Annotated in this window: 17 protein-coding genes and 2 pseudogenes; 7 read left to right on the top strand and 12 right to left on the bottom strand. The window is 68.0% G+C overall.

Features of this window, described 5'->3' with window-relative positions; translation table 11 throughout:
• Positions 1-560 precede the first annotated feature (560 nt).
• The 4 genes from HII36_RS23990 to HII36_RS23975 all read right to left on the bottom strand — a co-directional run bounded on the left by HII36_RS23990 (position 561) and on the right by HII36_RS23975 (position 4,479).
• Positions 561-1,760 carry a coiled-coil domain-containing protein gene (locus HII36_RS23990; protein ID WP_173525481.1) on the bottom strand — a complete coding sequence of 400 codons (1,200 nt, stop codon included), beginning with the start codon at positions 1,758-1,760 and terminating at the stop codon, positions 561-563.
• A gap of 500 nt (positions 1,761-2,260) precedes the next feature.
• A protein-coding gene (locus HII36_RS23985; protein ID WP_407940827.1) for an IS5 family transposase occupies positions 2,261-3,066 on the bottom strand; the annotation gives its coding sequence in 2 pieces (ribosomal slippage) (positions 2,261-2,718 and positions 2,718-3,066; 807 coding nt in all).
• 484 nt (positions 3,067-3,550) lie between these two features.
• Positions 3,551-4,282 carry a hypothetical protein gene (locus HII36_RS23980; RefSeq protein WP_173525480.1) on the bottom strand — a complete coding sequence of 244 codons (732 nt, stop codon included), beginning with the start codon at positions 4,280-4,282 and terminating at the stop codon, positions 3,551-3,553.
• On the bottom strand, positions 4,279-4,479 hold the full coding sequence (locus HII36_RS23975) for a hypothetical protein (protein WP_173525479.1): 201 nt from the start codon (positions 4,477-4,479) through the stop codon (positions 4,279-4,281). The genes HII36_RS23980 and HII36_RS23975 overlap by 4 nt, the downstream gene beginning before the upstream one ends.
• Positions 4,480-4,643: 164 nt before the next feature.
• On the opposite strand from HII36_RS23975, the gene HII36_RS23970 reads away from it, so the two are divergent.
• Entirely contained in the window at positions 4,644-5,006 is a 363-nt protein-coding gene (locus HII36_RS23970) for a VOC family protein (protein WP_328807851.1), read from the top strand.
• Between the two features lie 111 nt (positions 5,007-5,117).
• Here the strand turns inward: HII36_RS23970 and HII36_RS56860 are convergent, their stop codons facing one another.
• The 5 genes and pseudogenes from HII36_RS56860 to HII36_RS23955 all read right to left on the bottom strand — a co-directional run bounded on the left by HII36_RS56860 (position 5,118) and on the right by HII36_RS23955 (position 9,012).
• Positions 5,118-5,588 carry a transposase gene (locus HII36_RS56860; RefSeq protein WP_407940826.1) on the bottom strand — a complete coding sequence of 157 codons (471 nt, stop codon included), beginning with the start codon at positions 5,586-5,588 and terminating at the stop codon, positions 5,118-5,120.
• A 9-nt stretch (positions 5,589-5,597) separates the two neighbouring features.
• Positions 5,598-5,882: pseudogene (locus HII36_RS58750) on the bottom strand (hypothetical protein); the annotation flags it as partial.
• A 22-nt stretch (positions 5,883-5,904) separates the two neighbouring features.
• Entirely contained in the window at positions 5,905-6,168 is a 264-nt protein-coding gene (locus HII36_RS55845; protein WP_217369881.1) for a hypothetical protein, read from the bottom strand.
• Between the two features lie 42 nt (positions 6,169-6,210).
• Positions 6,211-6,387, bottom strand: coding sequence for a hypothetical protein (locus tag HII36_RS55840; RefSeq protein ID WP_217369880.1), 177 nt, complete (start codon positions 6,385-6,387; stop codon positions 6,211-6,213).
• A 249-nt stretch (positions 6,388-6,636) separates the two neighbouring features.
• A complete protein-coding gene (locus HII36_RS23955; protein WP_173525478.1) occupies positions 6,637-9,012 on the bottom strand; it encodes an NACHT domain-containing protein in 2,376 nt (791 codons plus the stop codon).
• 543 nt (positions 9,013-9,555) lie between these two features.
• Here HII36_RS23955 and HII36_RS23950 point away from each other — a divergent pair.
• Positions 9,556-9,741 (top strand): hypothetical protein, encoded by a 186-nt coding sequence (locus HII36_RS23950; RefSeq protein WP_173525477.1) that lies wholly within the window; start codon positions 9,556-9,558, stop codon positions 9,739-9,741.
• A 193-nt stretch (positions 9,742-9,934) separates the two neighbouring features.
• Here HII36_RS23950 and HII36_RS23945 read toward each other — a convergent pair whose 3' ends face one another.
• Together HII36_RS23945 and HII36_RS23940 are read right to left on the bottom strand one after the other, a co-directional pair.
• Positions 9,935-10,582: a response regulator transcription factor gene (locus HII36_RS23945; RefSeq protein WP_328807850.1), complete on the bottom strand. Its 648-nt coding sequence runs from the start codon at positions 10,580-10,582 to the stop codon at positions 9,935-9,937.
• The gene (locus HII36_RS23940) at positions 10,570-11,820 is read right to left on the bottom strand and encodes a sensor histidine kinase (protein ID WP_173525476.1); all 1,251 of its coding nucleotides are present in this window, start codon (positions 11,818-11,820) and stop codon (positions 10,570-10,572) included. The genes HII36_RS23945 and HII36_RS23940 overlap by 13 nt, the downstream gene beginning before the upstream one ends.
• A 111-nt stretch (positions 11,821-11,931) precedes the next feature.
• On the opposite strand from HII36_RS23940, the gene HII36_RS23935 reads away from it, so the two are divergent.
• Entirely contained in the window at positions 11,932-13,395 is a 1,464-nt protein-coding gene (locus HII36_RS23935) for an alpha/beta hydrolase (protein WP_173525475.1), read from the top strand.
• 211 nt (positions 13,396-13,606) lie between these two features.
• Here HII36_RS23935 and HII36_RS23930 read toward each other — a convergent pair whose 3' ends face one another.
• Positions 13,607-13,903 (bottom strand): DUF1330 domain-containing protein, encoded by a 297-nt coding sequence (locus tag HII36_RS23930; protein WP_173525474.1) that lies wholly within the window; start codon positions 13,901-13,903, stop codon positions 13,607-13,609.
• A 96-nt stretch (positions 13,904-13,999) separates the two neighbouring features.
• Between HII36_RS23930 and HII36_RS23925 the strand changes: the two are divergent.
• From HII36_RS23925 to HII36_RS23910, 4 genes and pseudogenes are all read left to right on the top strand, one after another.
• Positions 14,000-14,781, top strand: a pseudogene (locus HII36_RS23925) (IS5 family transposase).
• Positions 14,782-16,219: 1,438 nt separating this feature from the next.
• Positions 16,220-16,498 (top strand): hypothetical protein, encoded by a 279-nt coding sequence (locus HII36_RS23920; RefSeq protein ID WP_173525473.1) that lies wholly within the window; start codon positions 16,220-16,222, stop codon positions 16,496-16,498.
• Positions 16,499-16,580: 82 nt separating this feature from the next.
• The gene (locus HII36_RS23915; protein ID WP_173525472.1) at positions 16,581-17,537 is read left to right on the top strand and encodes an ATP-binding cassette domain-containing protein; all 957 of its coding nucleotides are present in this window, start codon (positions 16,581-16,583) and stop codon (positions 17,535-17,537) included.
• Positions 17,534-18,328 carry an ABC transporter permease gene (locus HII36_RS23910; protein WP_173525471.1) on the top strand — a complete coding sequence of 265 codons (795 nt, stop codon included), beginning with the start codon at positions 17,534-17,536 and terminating at the stop codon, positions 18,326-18,328. Before HII36_RS23915 ends, HII36_RS23910 begins: the two co-directional genes overlap by 4 nt.
• Positions 18,329-18,330: the final 2 nt, after the last annotated feature.

Genomic DNA, 18,330 nt, shown 5'->3' with positions numbered 1-18,330 from the left:
CGGTCATCACGTGTCTCCTTTGATCTTGAAGTGTCGCATTCAAAGGATCACGCGATGACCGTCCTCATTTCCCGGCGGCACGCCTGTGACCAGGTGAAACTCGTACACCACCTCCGTGGACGCAACCCGAGCGTCTCCTCGGGAGTGGTGATCGAGTCCCGCGGGCAGCACCAGCTGCCAACCGGGCCTCCGTCGAAGTCCCCTTCGTCGCGGGCCCAGCGCCAGCCCACCGCCCAACGGCCGTAACGCTCGGCGAGGGCATGCGACATGGCGTCCGCCCAGAGCTCACCCTCGCCGTCGTCCCAGGCGCTCATCACAGGATCGGCGACCGAACCCTCGGGACGGCGAGGCACACACCGGGCCGGCCCGAGCAAGCCCACCACCCGCGCGGCCGGCGACGGCTCGAACGGATGACGAGAGGGATCCACCTCATCCCAGCTCAGAGAATGAGGAGCCAAACCAGCGATCACCGGACAAGCCTGTCACGCCGGCCGAGTACCGGGCCAAGAGGGTTCTCGCCACGAACACACCAGAGACACTTCCGCAAGCGAAAGACCCGCTCAGCCCGTGCGCAACTCAGCCGCCACAGCCCGTTCCCGCAGCTGAGCGGCCTCCCCACGGGCGGACTCCAACGCGGCCCGCAGATCGTCCAGCCGCGCCCGCTCCAGCCGCAACTCCCCCAGCAACTGATCGCGCTCCTTCACCAGCGCCTCGGCCCGGGACTTCTCCTTCGTCGCGGCCTTGCGCTCGCGTGACAGCGCAGCCGCCCCTTCCTTCTCCGCGTCCGCCAACCGACCGGCCAGCCTGTCCGCCTCGCCCTTGGCCAGAGCGGCGTCGTTGAGCGCCACGGCCCGATCCCGTTCGGCCTCGGCGGCGGCCCGCTCCGCGCGCACCGCCCGCTCGACGGCGCGCTCGCGCTCCTGCCCCGCCGCCTCCTCCCGAGCCTTGGCCGCCGCGACGTCCCGTTCGGCCTGCTCACGCTCCCGCGCCGCCGACGCGGCCTCGTCCTGGGCCTTGTCCCGCTCCGCCCGGGCCAGCTCGGCCTCCTTCCTGGCCTGCCCAGCCTGTGTCACCGCCTCCGCCGTACGTCCCTCCGCCGCCTCCACCCGTTCAGCCAGCTCCTGTACGGCCTGCACCCTGGCCTCCTCAGCCAGCTCAGCCCGGCGCGCGGTCTCCTTGGCCCGCTGTTCGGCCAGGTCAGCGCGCCGCCCGGCCTCCTCGGACGCCTGACGCGCCTGCCGCTCGGTACTCGCCGCCTCACGCAACGCGGCCAGCGCCTGCTCGCGCGCCCGTTCGGCGTCGCTCAACGCCGTGTCGCGCTCCCCCTCGGCCTCCTCCAGCCGCGCCCGCATCTCGCCGGTCTGCCTGCGTGCGTGCTCGGCCGCCTCCCTCGCCAGCCGTACCTGCTCGAACGCCTGCTCCCGCTCGGTACGCGCGATCGCCACCCGCGTGTGCGCCTCAGCCTGGACGGCGCTGAGCTTCGCCTCGACGCCGGCCGGACTCAACTCGTCGGCCAGCGCCCGCGCCAACGGCTCGATGGCCGCCGCCAGCCCGCTCTCCATCCGGTCGTACAGCTGCTCGGCCCTGGCCAACGCCCCTTCCAGCCCAGGCGTCGCCCGGCGCAGCTCCCGCTCCCGCTTGGCCGCCGCCTGACAGTCCTTCTCCGGACAGTACGCCTTGGGCCGCCCCCTTCCCCGTCGCTGCTCGATCGCCGCCCCGCAGTGCTTACACGGCGTCACCCCGCCCACATCTTCCGCCACACCGGCACTCTAGCATTTTTCATTTTCCAGAAAATCAAAATCGAAAATTCGAAGACGTTGCGCAGTCACACCGCCACGCCAACTTGCGAGAAGGAAAGATTCCCGCAAGTTGACTGAGATCGAGCGTCAGCGCCGTCTCGGATGCGGTCGCCGCCGGCCGACCCGGGTGTGACGTGTGGCGTGTGACGCGCAGGCTGGATGTCAGTGGAAACGCTGAGCAATGGCACTGAGCGACGCAGATCTTTGACAGCCGTGGCGGTGCAGTCCTGCTTTGAACTGGAACTACGGAGCCGACGGGCAAGCCCAGGGATGCGCAGACCTATGACAGCGACCACGTTCCTCCGCTGTCCCCAACGGGTTCACGAAACGTTTCAGACAGTTTGTCCGGCGGCTTCTGGTGAAGCTCCCTCCATCGAGCCACCTGTCCCAGCCAGCTTCAACGTGCTGCGCGAGCGGCGGGCACCATGAGCTCTGGCGGGAGGGACGTGCGCTAAGAGCGCCTAACGCAATGAAGTGAGGCGCCGCCAGCAGATGAGCGCGCAGGCCAGCTTGAGGAAGGCCTCGTGGATGTCGGCGCGGACTTCCCAGCGGATGCGCAGCCGGCGGAAGGCGTGCAGCAGGGCGAAGGTCTGCTCGACGACCCAGCGTTGTCTGCCCAGGCCGGAGCCGTGTTCAGTGCCGCGGCGGGCGATCAGCGGACGGATGTGCAGCTCTCGGACCAGGCGACGGTACTTGTCGTGGTCGTAGCCGCGGTCGGCGAGCACCACGTCGGGACGCTGGCGGGGCCGGCCGCGCTTGCCGCGCACCTTCGGGATGGCCTCCAGCAGCGGGCGTAGCTGGGTGACGTCATTGCGGTTGGCGCCGGTCAAGATGGTGGCCAGGGGGATGCCCGTGGCGTCGGTGATCAGATGGTGCTTGCTGCCGGCCCGCCCCCGATCGACTGGGGACGGGCCGGTCTGCGGCCCCCTTTTAGCGCTCTGATCTGCGAGGAGTCCACCGCGGCGCGGGAGAGGTCGAGGGCGTCGGCGGCACGCAGCCGATCGAGCAGGACCTCGTGCAGCCGCTGCCACACGCCGGCCTTGTTCCACTCGGCCAGCCGTCGCCAGCACGTCATGCCCGAGCCGTAGCCGAGTTCCTGCGGCAGGTGCTCCCAGGCGATCCCGGTGTGCAGCACGAACAAGATGCCCTGTAGTGCCAGCCGGTCATCCAGCCGTTTGCGTCCCGGATGCCGGAACCGGCGCTGATGCTGCGGCACAAGCGGCTCGATCACCGCCCACAGCTCGTCGCTGACCTCCCACGGCTTCAGCTTGGCCACCCACGCTCCTCTCCCTCGGCTACAGCGAGAGATCAAAGCACAACAAAGATCATTCTGTTAGGCGCTCTAAGAGGTTTCCGGTCTTCTTCGAAAATCACAGATGGAGAGGCGCCCCACGGTCAAAGACCTGCGCCGCTTGCTGTCAACGCTCTGCGTCTCATCTGCCATTGTTCAGCGTCCCTCAAACACTGCCCTACCTTCGGGTGCTTCTCCTGGCGGAGGTGTTGGCGCGAGCGGGGCCAGGACCCCTGCGAAATCCGCTTGTCGTCGCGGGCATCGAACCCCTCGGCGTACGAACATCCTCAAGGGGTAAGCAACGAAAGTGTCACCAGCCCCAAACGAGCGAGGTTTCGACTATGTAGGAACTCAACGCTCGCGGCCAACGGCGAACCGCTGACCAGGGAGGACTGACGCTGTCTCACCCGCGTGACACCAGATCTGTTTCACCGAGCCGGTGTTTTCCTCAACAACGTCATTAGGCGTCTCCTATCTGGTCGGCCACGGAGAATTCCGTCTCACAGTCTGGGCAGAGCGCGTTCCCGAAGAGGTAGGTCAGCGCGACGGCGACATCGTTCTGTCCATCGGCTGAAGCAAGGCTGTGGAGACGCTGGCCGATGGCGTGGAGGTCCCCAGGATCTGCAGGGAGCAGGGGGACCTTCTGAACGTCGTCTTCCAGGGCGTAGTCGCCACGGGTGGAGAAGTATCCGTAGTCGCCGAGGGCGATGAACAGACTGGCTTCGCAGCCGGGGCAGGAGACCTCGTACTCTCCGTTCACGAGTCCCCAGGAAAGATCCTCGCGCCAGACTTGGATGCCCTCGAATCTCAGAATGGCTTCGAGTAGATAGATGTACTCGGCGCGCTCGGAGAGTGTTCGCAGGTGCTCCTTCGCCATCCGCAGCAGCGCTGCGATCTCGATTGCGTACTTCTCTCGGACATCGCCAACGCCATGCGGTTGGTCCGCTCCAGCCATGATCGCGCCTGCCAGTAGTAATGCTCTCAACCGCTCGTTCTCGTCACTGGCAGCGGCGATCGTCGTCAGCCGGGGCAGCGCCGCAAAACTGGCTGAGTAAACGCTGCCCTGGTGACACAGAGCCGACCAGAGATTGTTCCAGCGCTCGGCGTTCGGGTCTGCTTCGATCTGATCCAGCAAAGCAGGTAGGTCTTCCGCGGAGCCGTAGGCATGGCTGAGTTGCGACCAGTCCGTCATGCAGGAATCCAACCAGGCCGCGGGCCGACGGTCATGATTGGCCTGTCGACGGGGTGCTCGTCGAGGATGTAGCGGACATGCTCGCTCGAGGTTCCGCAGGCTATGGCGATCTTCTTGGCGCTGGGCCACTTCTCCTGGAGGAACGTCTGGTGAACCGCGGCGATGTCGACATCGTCGGGATCTCGTCCGGGCAGCACGGCCAGTTGGTCTGGGGCGAATTGAAAGGCGGGTTGCCAGGTCAGCGGCAGGGATAAACCGCTACTTCAGCGGTGGATGTGGCGAGTACGGTGTGGCTGTAGGCCGGTGATCGCGTGCAGCGGCGGCTCACGGAGACAGACGCGCGGACACGAAGGAGCGAATAGTGCCAGGCGCTGAACTGCGAGGGGTGACTCTGGACTGTGCCGACCCGCAGACGCTGGCGGGCTTCTACGGTGCACTGACCGGGATGCGCGAGCTCTTCAGTACGAGCGAGTTCGTCGCTCTGACGAACGGCTCCGGCTGTGATCTGGGATTCCAGCGGGTTGACGGATACCGGGCTCCGCAGTGGCCGGGTCAGGACGTGCCACAACAGTTCCACCTGGATTTCCGCGCTGACGACCTCGATGCGATTGAAGAGCTGGCGCTGGAACTCGGCGCGGCCAAACCGGACCATCAGCCCGGCGACGGACGCTGGCGGGTATTGCTGGATCCGGCTGGCCACCCCTTCTGCCTGACGTCTTCCTGACATCGTCGGCGTGACAGGTATCCCCAGTCAGATGCCGTAGCGCTCAGGCTTGGGCGAGCTGTTTATCAGCTGCTCGCCGCCTCGGAGCGGGCATGGCGTCGAATGTCCTGGTCACAGCCATTCGTTGATGGCCGCTACCAGGACGGTTGCCTCGTATCTGACCGCGATTTTGTCGTACCTCGTGGCCACGGCGCGGTGTCTCTTGAGGCGATTGATGCCGCACTCGACTGCGTTCCGAGCCTTGCAGTCCTCCGGGTCGAACTTCGGCGGACGGCCACCGCGGGAGCCTAGTTTCCTTCGGTTGCGGGCCTGGTCGGCCTTGTCCGGAATGGTGCACTGGATGCCGCGTCTGCGCAGGTAGGAGCGGTTCTTGCGGGAGGCGTACGCCTTGTCGGCGCGTACTCGGTTCGGCGTGGTGCGCGCTCTGCCCAGCCCCAGGCGACGCACGCGGATCTTCTTCAGTACGGGCTCGAACTGCGGGGAATCGCCCCGCTGCCCGGCCGTGATCTCGGCGACGGCCTCGCCGCCGGGCCGTGTGTAGCGCATGGCGGTGCGCGGGTTCTTGTGCCGGGTCTTGGCCATGATGAGCTGCAGCGGGACCTTCTGCTCGCCGAGGTGCGTGGCGGCGGAGTGGCGCAGCTGGTGGGGTCGAGACCGAGGTGGCGTTCCATGAGGACGCGCACCCGGTCGTAGCCCAGGCGCGGCCGGCCGGTGTGGGGGCAGATGTGCTCGGGTCCGGGGCGCCGGGCGGGAACGGGCCGCCTGTCGGCGAGGAACAGGGGACCTCGCGTACGGACGGGCCCGTCGGGATAGTCGTCGGGAAGCCGCAGCAGGCGGGGCAGGAGGCGGGCGGTCCCGGCGTCCCAGTACACCCACTCGGCGTCTCCTCCTTTGGAGGTCAGCGGCGCGCGCCGGTTCTCCAGGTCGAGGTCTTCGACGTTGAGGGAGAGGATCTCGGCGCGCGGGCGGCGGTCTCGTACAGCATCCGGTAGAGGGTCTTGGCGCGCAGCGGGATGCCGCGGCGCGACAGCCGCCGTTCCAGTTTGGTCTTGGCGACGACCTTGGTGTGGTCGACTTTCTCGCGGCGCCGTTCGGCGTCGGCGGGACCGACGGCGCCGCCCATCTCTTCTTGGTGGGTGCACCAGGTGAGCCAGGAGGACACCGCGGCCCGGTTACGGTTCCACGTCGCCGGCGCGCACCCGCCTCACAGCGAGGTGAGCGCGTCACCGACCTCGGCGTCGGTGACGTCGGACAGGAGCCGGTCGCGGCCGCCGACCGCGGTGACGGTCCGGTCAATCGCCGAGGCGTAGGCGTGGCGGGTGTTGTCGTTGGCGACCCGGTGGGTGCCGAGGAACTCGTCGGCCGCGTCGCCGAGGTCCATCGCCGCCCTGTGGATCGCGGTAACTGTCGCGCCCGCCGCACTCACCGCAGACCGCCTGGCACGGCAGCGATGTACCGGACAACGTTTCCGAGTCGCACACCGGTCGAGAGGGCGAAATCACCAGCTCGACGATGATCGCATAACGCCCATGTACGTGATAATTGGCTGTTATCACGTACATCGACTTGCTCGATGACCTGGGCTGTCGTAACGCTTCGATGATCCGTTCGTGGATGTCCGGTGTCGCGATCAAGCGCTGCCCGCGTTCTCGAGGCGCTCCGCAGGCTCGGGCATGGGATGGCGGGCCAGATAGTCCTGAAGTTCCCGGTGGCGGAACTGATAGGCAGTGCCTGCCACGCGTATCAGGCCAGCCTGCGAGCACCAGCGCAGGAAGCGGCCCATTCGCCACGGCAGTGGGTTCCCACTCCAGCGCCGGGTGCACAACAAGAACGCGAGATAGCGCACTGCTACGAAACTAATGATGGATCCCGCCACAATTGCGATCATGGGCCCGAGAGTGGAGAAGGTCCGGCCAACGCCCAGGAACATACTTGCGAAGAGGCTGAGGAGGGCGAACAGGAGCCCTGCTGCGGCATCGGATCGCACTGCCCAGCAGGGGTCATGGGCACCCGCTTTTCCGGGACCCGAAAACCTGATGGCAAGCTTGTACAGCACTAGACCCCCCAACCCGAGAATGAGCACATTCCATAGCACGATCCATAACAGGGTTGCCGGAAGGTCCCGGGGCCGACTCGAAGCCAGGCTCACCAGTGAAACAAACGACAGCACATGACTTACCGGGGCCAGGCCCAAAAGCCCAAGCAGAAGTCCGACCGCAAACCCGAGCACCGCCCTCGAACTCGCAAAAGCGATCATGAGTCCGGCTACGACCAGTCCTCCGAGCAGGAACAGGAACCCTGGCACAGGCATGGTCATGGACAACCCCATGAGCAATGACATGAAACCCAATGGTCCGGCGATGATCAAACTCAGGGGCAGGATCACGGCAGGCACTAAAAGCGCCCCCGCTATGAGCCCTGCCACGAGCCAACGCCGGCCCGCGCGAGTCGTGAGCGCACGTGACATCGAGCGTGTCGGGCTCGGCCAGTGCACCCATGCTGATGCCATCAGGACAACGCCTATGAGATACAGGGCACCCCTTTCGAGGCCAGGGCCGTATAGGAGCTGATGAGGCCCTGCATCCCCTAGATCTAGGGGATGCAGCGAGCCGCTCCCGCTGCCGACACGGGCAGGGCCGCTCCCACTGTCGACAGGCACAGGCTGGATGCCCATCACAAGGAGGACCAGCAGCCAGGCGGCACCAATGAGCAGCGCGTGAACGATCCGCGGAACGTGGTGGCCGGCCAGTGGCCACAACTCGTGCAGCACCAGATCGGTGCTCGGCAGCGGGCGGCGGCCGAGCACCGGGAGAGGCTCGGCGCTGTTGCGGTCCAGGTAACGAGCCAGCACTGCCAGCCCGCGGTGAACTTGGCGCCCGCTGTAGCGGGCGTCGCAGGGAGTGGCGGCATCGATCACGCGGGCCAGCAGATGCTCGCCGACTTCCTCGGCCGAAGCCAGCTCGGTCAGCGCATCAGGATCGTGCCGGTAGGTCCCGTCAGCTTCCCGCTGCTCGTAGACGATCGCAGCCAGGGTCAAACGCCACGGGGTGGCCAGACCCTGGGCCAGCGGTCCACTGGGCTCAAAGTCGATGGCATCCAGCACCTTGGCCCAGCGTTGGATGCTGGTGCAGCGTCCTTCCAGGAAAGTCAGCGCCTGATCAGGCTCAACTGGCTGTACCTGCACCCATGCCACGTCCCGAGTTCCGGCCTCAGCTTCCTGCAGCGTCTCGTACTGGTGGGTGCGGCAGGTCACCACGATCTCGGCATGAGCCCGGCCGAGCTGGTAGGCGTCGATCGCACGCAGGGCTCGCCCGGCACGCGAGGCATAGCCTGGTGCCGCGACGGCATCCATCTCATCAATGCCATCGACGACCGGCAGCACCATGTGCCCCTTCACAAGTGCCCGGGCCAGCGCGGGACGAAGCCCGAAGGTCCGCCTGAGGTGGCTACGCAGCCACTCCTCAACCGGCTGGTCGGGGTTCCAAGAGGCCGCCGTCAGACGAATGGGAACCGGCGCATCAGGGGCGCGTCCGGCGAGCAGTGCCACAATCAAGTCAATGGCGAGGAACGTCTTACCAGAACCCGCTGCACCAGTGATCACCAGGCGACTCGGACGGTGGCAACCGAAGTAGTCGACAACCTCGGCCAGCGTGCCAGTCACTGGAAGACCGTGGGCTTCGCGGGGTGCGCGGCGCAAGGCAAAGGTGATGTCGATCGGCCGGACTTCCCCGCCCAGCAACTGCCGGCGTGCGATGGTTTCGTCGTGCAGCACCTCGGCGGCTAGTTTGGTGGCCTCAGCAGTCAGATCAAAGGGCTGATGCAGGCTCAACCACAGCGAGGCAGCCAGGCCCAACAAGGCAATGACCGCGCTGAGCGGGTCAATGTCCCCGAGTTCGGCGTTGCCAGGCAGTACCCCGACCGCGAACGCTGCGGCCACGGTGAAACCCGAGAATGCCAGCGCGGTGATGAGCTTGTACAGGTCCCATGGACGGCGTTTGCGACCCATGGACACCGATATTGACGTACGGCCCCTCCTCGAGGTGGGGCATTTGCGCCTTCTCCTCCTGGCCGACCGTGGCTTGCTTCGATCAACCACGCGATCTGCGCTATCTGCTGATCTTCGATGTGGGGAGTCTGCGGCGAGGCCGAACCGCCGATCTGCGCCTGGTGACGCCCCCGTCTGGCATTCAGCAGTCCCTGTACCAGGTCTCGCACGCGGCCTGGCACGCGCTCACCGTGGCCGTCGATCACCTGGGCTGCCGCTTGTCCTGCGCTTCCTTCAGCGCGGCAGCGTCCAGGAAGAAGAACCTCTCTGGCTCTTCCGGCGTCGGGTCCACCACGAACGGGCCATACCGGTCAACCTGTGTGGCGGATAAATGCCCCTGTGCCACAACGCGTCACGCTACGCGCGCCTTGTGTCACTACCCGCTGGTACATCCAATTCGAGACCGGTTCACCGCGCCGCGCCCGTACGCGATCGCGTCGCCGGATGTTTGAGCGGAATTTCCGGCCGGATACGACCACGACCCGGTACCAGACCACGCTGGACATGTCGCTGGTGCTCAACCAACTGCGCAACGAGAGGCAGGCAGTGCATCACGCCGACGTGGCCATCATGTCCCCCTACCAACAAGACAACGTGCGTCGTTTCGGGGACTACGTCTACCACCTGAACGCGCCGCTGGACGGCATGGAGGTCCACCTCGATCTTGGCGAGGAGGCCGACGCGGCGTGAACCCCGACCGCCGGTTCTGAGCCTTGGGCATCTGGGCCGGCAATCGCGACAGAGCCGCGGTGGCAGGACGGAGATCCCGCCGTCCGGCCTCCGGACAGGTGGTCATGGCTCCGATCGATCCACTCACCGACCTTTGCTGTCATCGGCGGGCAACCCCCTGCCGGCGACGGTGAGACGAGGGTCGGGGGCGGGATCAGGCGCGGAGGTACATCAGGACGGCGCGGACGCGGCGGTGGTCGTCGGTGACCGTGGGCGGGAGATCCAACTTGGTGAAGATGGCGTTGATATGTTTGCCGACCACCTTCTCGCTCACCCTCAACTCGTTGGTGATCGCCGTGTTGGAGCGGCCCTCCGCCATGAGAGCGAGGATCTCGCGTTCGCGGGGCGTCAGGCGGGTCAGTGGGTCGTGGTGACGGGTGAGGAGGCGGCGGACGACCTCGGGGTCGATGACGCAGCCGCCGGCGGCGACCCGTTCGACCCCGTCGACGAACTCGCGCACCTCAAGGATGCGGTCCTTCAGCAGGTAGCCGATGCCGCCGTCGTTCGTGGATTCCAGGAGCTTGGCGGCGTAGGCGGTGGCCACGTATTGGCTGAGGATCAGGACGGGAAGACCGGGGTGAGCGTGGCGGAGGGCGACGACGGCGCGCAGGCCCTCGTCGGTGAAGGTGGGCGGCATACGTACGTCGGTGACCACGATGTCGGGGGACTGCTCGGCGACGGCGGCGGACATCGCGTCCGGATCGCCGGCGGCGGCCACCACCTCGTGGCCGAAGCGGGCCAGCAGCGCGGCCAGCCCCTCGCGAAGCAGCAACGCGTCCTCGGCGAGCACTATTCGGAGCACGGCAACTCCAGGCGCAGGGCCGTGGGCCCGCCGGGCGGGCTGGTCAAGGTGATGGTGCCGGCCAGAGCGTCGACCCGGTCGGCCAGTCCGGTGAGGCCGGTGCCGCGCGCCGGGTCCGCGCCGCCCTTGCCGTTGTCGCCTACGACGATGGTCAGGGTGTCGGCGGTGGCCGCGCCGGTCACCGTGATCTCGGTGGCGGCGGCGTGCCGGGCGGCGTTCGTCAGGGCCTCGGCGACGACGAAGTACGCCGTGGACTCCACGGGCGCCGGTAATCGTTTCGGTACGTCCATCGCGACGGTCACCGGCACGGCCAAGCCGGCCGCGAGGTCGGCGACGGCGGCTCGGAGGCCCAGGTCGGTGAGCACCCGGGGGTGGATTCCGTGGACCAGTTCGCGCAGCTCGGCGAGCGCGGCTCTGGCCTCGTCAGCCGCCTGGGCGAGCAGGGGTCGGGCGGCCTGGGGATCGTGGTCGAGTTCGAGCTGGGCCGTGACGAGCGTCATGCCGAGCCTCAGGAGCCGCTGCTGGGCGCCGTCGTGCAGGTCGCGCTCAATGCGGCGGCGCTCCGATTCGAAGGCGTCGATGAGGCGGGCGCGGGAGCTGGTCAGTGAGCGGACGCGGGCCTCGTCGCCGGGAGAGAGCAGGAGGCGGGCGAGCGCGCCGTGAGCCAGCGCGGCAAGGGCCGTCGCGTAGGAGAGGAGGACGGCGGTGCCGAGCATGGCCAGCACCGCCCCGCCGACCAGCGCGAACACCTGGCCGTCGGCGGCGTCGGCCCGCGTCGCGGGCGTGGCGGACGCCGGTCCGCCGGGCTGCGAGGTCGTGAGGTTGGCGACGCCGCTCAGGTAGACCAGCGCGGGGGCCGAGCCGAGCAGCAGCGTAACGACGTTCACGGCCAGCAGCACGCTGCCGTGCAGCACCAGGTAGGCCAGCTCGCGCCAGGTGGCCGCGTCGGTGTGTCGAGCCCGCAGCCAGGCGACGAGCCCAGCACGGGCTGGTATGCGGTGCGGGTCCGGCAACGCGGGGAGGCCGAGGAGCGCGATGCGCCGCCGCTCGGCCGCCGGGAGCGGGGACGTCAGCACCGGCATGAGCACATACCCGCCCACCACCAGCGCCACCGGAACCCACGCCAGGGCCAGCAGGCCGCTGACCACACCGGTAAGTACGTAGGTGGCGCTGCGCAGCGGCCACGTGGACACGACGAAGCGCAGGGGAGCCCTGCGCAGCGCCTCTGCCATTTCCATGGCCGCCACTGTACGAGGTAGGGCCTGCCCACCCCCGGAACTGGGTGCGGAGACTCCTGCGCCCGCTCACCGCACCGCCTTGGATTGACGAAGTCGCGAAGGAGGAGCTTCATGATGGGATTCGCACACAAGCTGGGTGCGGTGCTCACGGGCATTGTGCTCGCATTCCCGGGCGTGACCGTGCTTCCGGGCCGTGTCGCGGCGGCGGAGCCGCAGATCGCATGGGCGCCGTGTACGGCCAACCGGGCCGTCGAATGCGGTGAGCTGCAGGTCCCGGTCGACTGGGACCGGCCGGACGGGGCGAGGTTCGGTCTGGCGGTGGCCCGGCTCAAGGCAGCAGAGCCCGGGCGGCGCATCGGCGTCCTGGCGGTGAACGTCGGCGGCGGGCCGGGCACCGAGTTCGTCCAGGGCGAGGCGAGCACGTACTTCAGCAAGGAGATCCTGGCGAGATTCGACGTCGTGGGTTTCGACCCGCGCGGCGTGGGGCGCAGCTCCCCGGTGCGGTGCTCGGCCGACATCGTCCGGCGCGAGCCCCTGCCCGCACCGCGTGACCGGGCCGATTTCGATCGGCTCCGGGCGTACGCCGCCGAGCTGGCCGCCGACTGCCGGCACCGCACCGGCCCGGTAGCCGATCACCTCGACGCGGTCAGCGTCGCCCGCGACCTCGACGCCGTACGGGCCGCGCTCGGCGAGCACACGATCAGCTACCACGGCGTGTCCGCGGGAACGCTACTCGGGCAGCACTACGCCGAGCTGTTCGGGCGCAACCTCCGCGCGATGTCGCTGGACAGCGTCCTCGACCACAGCCTGCCCACCGGACGCTTCCTGGTGAGCCAGGCGGCCAACGCCGAGGACGCGTTCCTGGCGTTCGCCCGCTGGTGCGCCCGCGACCGGGCGTGCGCGCTGCACGGCAGGGACGTCCCGCGGATCTGGGACGGGCTGATGGCCCGGGCCGACCGGGGCACGCTGCGCGATCCCGCCCTGGCCGGCCGCGTGCTGAGCGCGTACGACCTGGCCACAGAGGCGCATCTGGGCGGCCTCATGGGGCCGGATTACTCCTGGCTGGCCGAGCGGATCGCCTCACTGGAGTCGGGGAGGCCGGGACCGCGCGGCGTCGTACGCGGCCGGCCGGGCCCCGAGGTGCGGGAGATCGAGCATCCGGCCCCCGCCGCCTGCCAGGACTGGCGGCTGACGATTCCCGACCACCGGCGGTTCGCCGCCCACACCGCCAAGATGCGCCGGGTCGCGCCCCACATGCGTACCCAACCCGACACCCAGGCGTTCGCGCTGACCTGCGCCCTCTGGCCGGTCGAGCCGCGCAACCCCCAGCACTGGCTGAAGGTGCCGGCGGGCACTCCCCCGATCCTGCTGGTCAACGCGCGTCACGACCCGGCGACCGGGCACGCGTGGGCGGTCGGCGTCCGCCGCCAGCTCGGTCGGGGCGCGGCGCTGGTGACCTATGAAGGCGCGGGCCACGGCGCCTATCAGCGTACGGCCTGCACCCGGCGGGCGGTCGACGACTACCTGCTGCGCCTGCGCATCCCCGCCGAGCGCCGCCTCACGTGCGGGCGCTGAGCTGTGCCTCCACCGTCGCCGACCTGTCCGTGCGCCTGCTCGCGACGGTGCACGCCCGCCACGGCGCGTTCGACCGCGGACCTCGCGGGGCAGGGCGTCGAACTCGTCTCGGGAGTCGATCGTTCAGTGCCTAGGCACTCAGCATCATGTGCGTATTCAGCATCGTGGGCGAATCAGGTGACGGATGCTCAGCGATGGCTGGGCCCGCCGGTCAGTAGACGCCTCCGATGATGCGGAAGTCGCGCTCGAAGCCGTCGGGGAGCGCCGCCAGCGCCTTCTGGTATGCCTCGCTCTCGTAAGCCGCGACGGCCTGTTCTTCAAAGCTGTCGAACTCGATCAGAACGACGCGATGCGTGCTTCCGGCCTCGTGGGCGACGACTCGGCCGCCCACGGACAGGACGCGCCCGCCCCCGGCCTGGACAGCCGCACCGGCCAGCTTGTCGTAGGCGGTCAGCCTCTCAGGGTCGGAAATGGCGGGGTAAACACTGACCAGTAGCCCTTGGAGCACCTAACAGAATGATCATGTTGTGCTTTGATCTCTCGCTGCAGCGAAGCGAGGGAGTGCGGATGGCCACGGTGAAGCCGTGGGAGGGTCAGCGACGAGCTGTGGGCGGTGGTCGAGCCCTTGTTACCGCAGCGCGTCAGCGGCGGTTCCGGCATCCAGGGCGCAAGCGGCTGGATGACCGACTGGCGCTGCAGGGCATCTTGTTCGTGCTGTACACCGGGATCGCCTGGGAGCACCTGCCGCAGGAACTCGGCTACGGCTCGGGCATGACGTGCTGGCGACGGCTGGCCGAGTGGAACGCCTCCGGCGTGTGGCAGCGGCTGCACGAGGTCCTGCTCGATCGGCTGCGTGCCGCCGACCTGCTCGGCCTCTCCCGGGCTGCGGTGGACTCCTCGCAGATCAGAGCGCTAAAAGGGGGCCGCAGACCGGTCCGTCCCCGGTCGACCGCGGACGGGCCGGCAGCAAGCACCATCTGATCACCGACGCCACCGGCATCCCCCTTGCCACCATCCTGACCGGCGCCAACCGCGGGCGACGTCACCCAGCTACGCCCGCTACTGGAAGCCATCCCCAAGATCCGCGGCAAGCGCGGCCGACCACGGCAGCGACCCGACGTGGTGCTCGCCGACCGCGGCTACGACCACGACAAGTACCGTCGCCTGGTCCGAGAGCTGCAGATCCGCCCGCTGATCGCCCGCCGCGGCACCGAGCACGGCTCCGGCCTGGGCAGACAACGGTGGGTCGTGGAGCAGGCCTTCGCCCTGCTGCACGCCTTCCGCCGCCTGCGTATCCGCTGGGAGATCCGCGCCGACATCCACGAGGCCTTCCTCAAGCCGGCCTGCGCGCTCATCTGCCGGCGGCGCCTCACTTCATTGCGTTAGGCGCTCTAAGCCGATCAGTGCCGAACAGCGCAGTCGCGATCACCACCAAGACAGCGACTACTTTCTACGCCGGCGAGGAGGGCGCTGATCAAGGGGTGAAAGACCCAGACGATAGCCAGCGCTGCCGGTCGGGTGCGTCGTGGTGTGGTTGGAGGCATGCCCCCGATCTCACTGGCCGATGATCGGCTGCGTCCCGAATCTGGGGCAACACCGGGTTACCCCGGTTCGTCACAGATCGCCATCCATGGCGAGCAAGGTCGTCTGTCTGTACCCGCCGGCGAACGGGCTGTCTACGCTGTGCGGCAGCGCATCCTGACCAGCAACCGTGATTCCTGCTGAGAGGTCAGGGAACGGTACGCATGGTGGCACAGCAGAAGGGGCGCAGCGGGGATCAGACGTTCATCAGCTATCTAGCCGGTGCCCGCGCTGCAGTCTGGAAGCCCGCTTCGACGTGGCTGGCACGGCGCAGCGGTACCCCTTTGACCACGGTAGAGAGGTTGGTCAGCGGGGAGCTAAAGCGTCTGCCGAGTTGGACCGATCGGGTTGAGCCGCTGCTCAAGGCGTTGCGGCAGTATGTGGAAGCGCGGGAAGAGGACCCAGACGCTGTGCGGGGCAGTCTGAGCGCTTGGAAACGGACCAACGACGACGCGCAGAACCAGCGTCCGCTCACAAGCCCGCTCCCTGCGCCGCCGGCAAATGCTGGGGCGGGACGACCTGTGGGCATGTGGAACCCTGTGGTCTTGGGCGTGCACCAGGCGATCGGCGGTGGCCCCCTACCCGGCTACGTGCCGCGTCCGCACGATGATCTCCTGTGGACGGCGTTGGACCCGGACGTGGTCTCCTCCCCCTCAAGAGCTACGAGATGGGTCGGCGTTCCGACACGGCCAGGAGCCCAGCGGCCCGCTGCAGTGCGGGATGCGGGATGGGCACCCGCTGATCAGCGTCGCGCGAGTGCGATGTAGGAAGTGGAACGACCGATTTTGAGGGTGCGGGCGGCTTCGGTGACTGAGGCACCGTCGTCCACCAGGCGGCGCAGCGTGGCCGGCTCGGCGGGGCCGATCACGCGCGGCCGGCCGGCCCGACGGCGGGGGCGGCCGGCACGCCCGTCCCGAAGGCGGCCCTGCTCTTGGTCTCCACACGCAGGAGTGCGAGGTGCCGGTGCACCGCGCGATATCGCGGTGGGCCGCCACGTACGACTTGACCTTGGACTTGGGCTGCACCAGCGCCACCTTGTTCCGGCTTGCACACCGATGCTCCCACCGCATGCCCACGAGATGCTGCTGCTTCTCAGCGACATCGCCTTCCAGCGGGCCCCAGTGGTATTCGGATCAGCCGTCCTGTGACAGCGACGGCTGGTCATTGTCATCGCAGGTTGATGCCCACTAATTTCGTGCCGCCGAAGGCTGAGTGACGCGTCGGCCAGTCGTCAGGAGTGACGGTGGAGAAACTCGCGGTTGAGCACGGAGATCCGGCTCTTGGCGGGTTTGAGCTGGACTTCTACCACGATGGCGTGCGGAGTCGCAAACCGCTGGGAGCGAGCTGGAGCGTCCGGTTCGAGCAGGTACCGCCGGTGCGGACCTTCGGCTGGGCCAAGGGCGGGACGAGTTTCGCGGGCTGGTACTACTCGGTCACGAACGCGGATCACATCGGGTACGAGTCCTGGCCGGAGCGCGACCGGCTGATCCCGCAGCCGGTCAGCCCGCGCCATGGCCGCTGACGGGACCTGTTAGCGCCCTGTCTGCGTCCGATCAGCGGTCGGCGGCATCGTCATCCTCATCGGAACTCGGAAAGGAGACGCGATGCCGTACATGATCAAGGCTGAAGGCCTGGAGAAACGCTATGGAGACGTGGTCGCCCTGAATGGGGTCGACCTGACGGCACGGCACGGAGAAGTTCTCGGGGTGCTCGGCCCGAATGGAGCGGGCAAGACCACGACGGTCCGGATCCTTGCCACGCTGTTACGTCCCGACGCGGGGCGGGCCGAGATCGGTGGCTACGACGTGGCGCGGGATCCGGTGGCGGTCAGGTCGTTGATCGGCCTCACCGGTCAGTACGCCTCGGTCGACGAGACGCTGTCCGCCGCCGAGAACCTCGTGCTGTACGGCAGGCTGCTGAACCTGTCCAGGCGGCAGGCCAAGGCGCGGGCGGCCGAACTTCTTGAGCGGTTCGAGCTCGCCGACGTCGCCGGCCGCTCCATCGCCACCTTCTCCGGCGGTATGCGGCGTCGACTCGACCTCGCGGCGAGCCTGGTCGGCCGGCCGCGGGTGCTGTACCTGGACGAGCCGACGACCGGGCTCGACCCGCACACACGCAACGAGATGTGGCAGGTCGTCAGGCAGATGGTCAACGACGGCACCACGGTGCTGCTCACGACCCAGTACCTGGAGGAGGCCGACCAGCTCGCCGACCGGATCACCGTGATCGACCATGGCCGGGTGGTTGCCGAGGGGCGGCCGGGCGATCTGAAGCGGCAGATCAGCGGCCAGATCCTGTATGTACGGCCGACGCTGGCCGGCGACGCGGACGCGGTCGCCGGGGTCTTGACCGAGCTGACCGGCGCGCCGCCTGTCCGTGATCAGAACACCGGGCTGCTCACCGCGACCGCCCCCAGTCCAATGCTGGTGTCCGCGCTGGTCAGAAGGCTGGAGGCGGCCGGCATCGCGACCGACGAGCTGGGTCTGCGCCTGCCCAGCCTTGATGAGGTCTTCCTGGCGCTGACCGGACACGGCACCCCCACGGAAAGGAGTGCGGCATGAGCGCCGTCGTCGCCACTCGCATCGGTCCGATTCAGGGCGCGAGGCACGGGTTCGCGCTGGCCGGCCGGGGCGTCATCAAGATTCTCAAGACCCCGGTCCAGCTCGTTGATGTGATCTTGACCCCGATCGTGTTCCTGCTGATGTTCGTCTACCTCTTCGGCGGCGCGATCGGCGGCGGCAACCTTTCCGGATATATCCAGACGATCGTCCCGGGGATCATGGTGATGACCGTCTTCCAGGCGAGCATCGGCATCGGCGTCTCGCTCAACGCCGACGCCGGCACCGGGGTGTTCGACAGGTTCCGCAGCATGCCGATCGCCCGCTCCGCGCCACTGGTCGGCGCCGTACTCGCCGATATCGTCCGCTATCTGGTCACCCTCGGCGTCCTGCTGACCCTGGCGCTGATCATGGGCTACCGGATCCACACCTCGCCGGTGAGCACGCTGGGCGCCGTCGCGCTGCTCATCGCCTTCGCGCTCAGCTTCTCCTGGATGTCGGTCTACCTCGGCATGCTGGTCAAGACCCCCGGCTCGGTACAGGGACTGATGACCATCCTGGTGCTGCCGCTCACGTTCGCCAGCAATGTGTTCGTCCCCACTCAGACCATGCCGGGCTGGCTGCAGGCCTGGTCGCAGATCAACCCGGTCAGCTTGATGGCCGACGTCACGCGCGGCCTGCTCAACGGTGGTGAGGTCACCGGGCCGCTGCTCGGCGCGCTGATCTGGATGGCGGCGGCGATCGCGGTGTTCTTCCCGCTGGCCATGCGGGCCTATCGGAAGAACGCGGCCTGACC

This window comes from Nonomuraea antri (assembly GCF_013283785.1).
Taxonomy (GTDB): domain Bacteria; phylum Actinomycetota; class Actinomycetes; order Streptosporangiales; family Streptosporangiaceae; genus Nonomuraea; species Nonomuraea antri.
The sequence above is the reverse complement of the archived record's forward strand: the minus strand, read 5'-3'. Positions and strand labels throughout refer to the sequence as shown.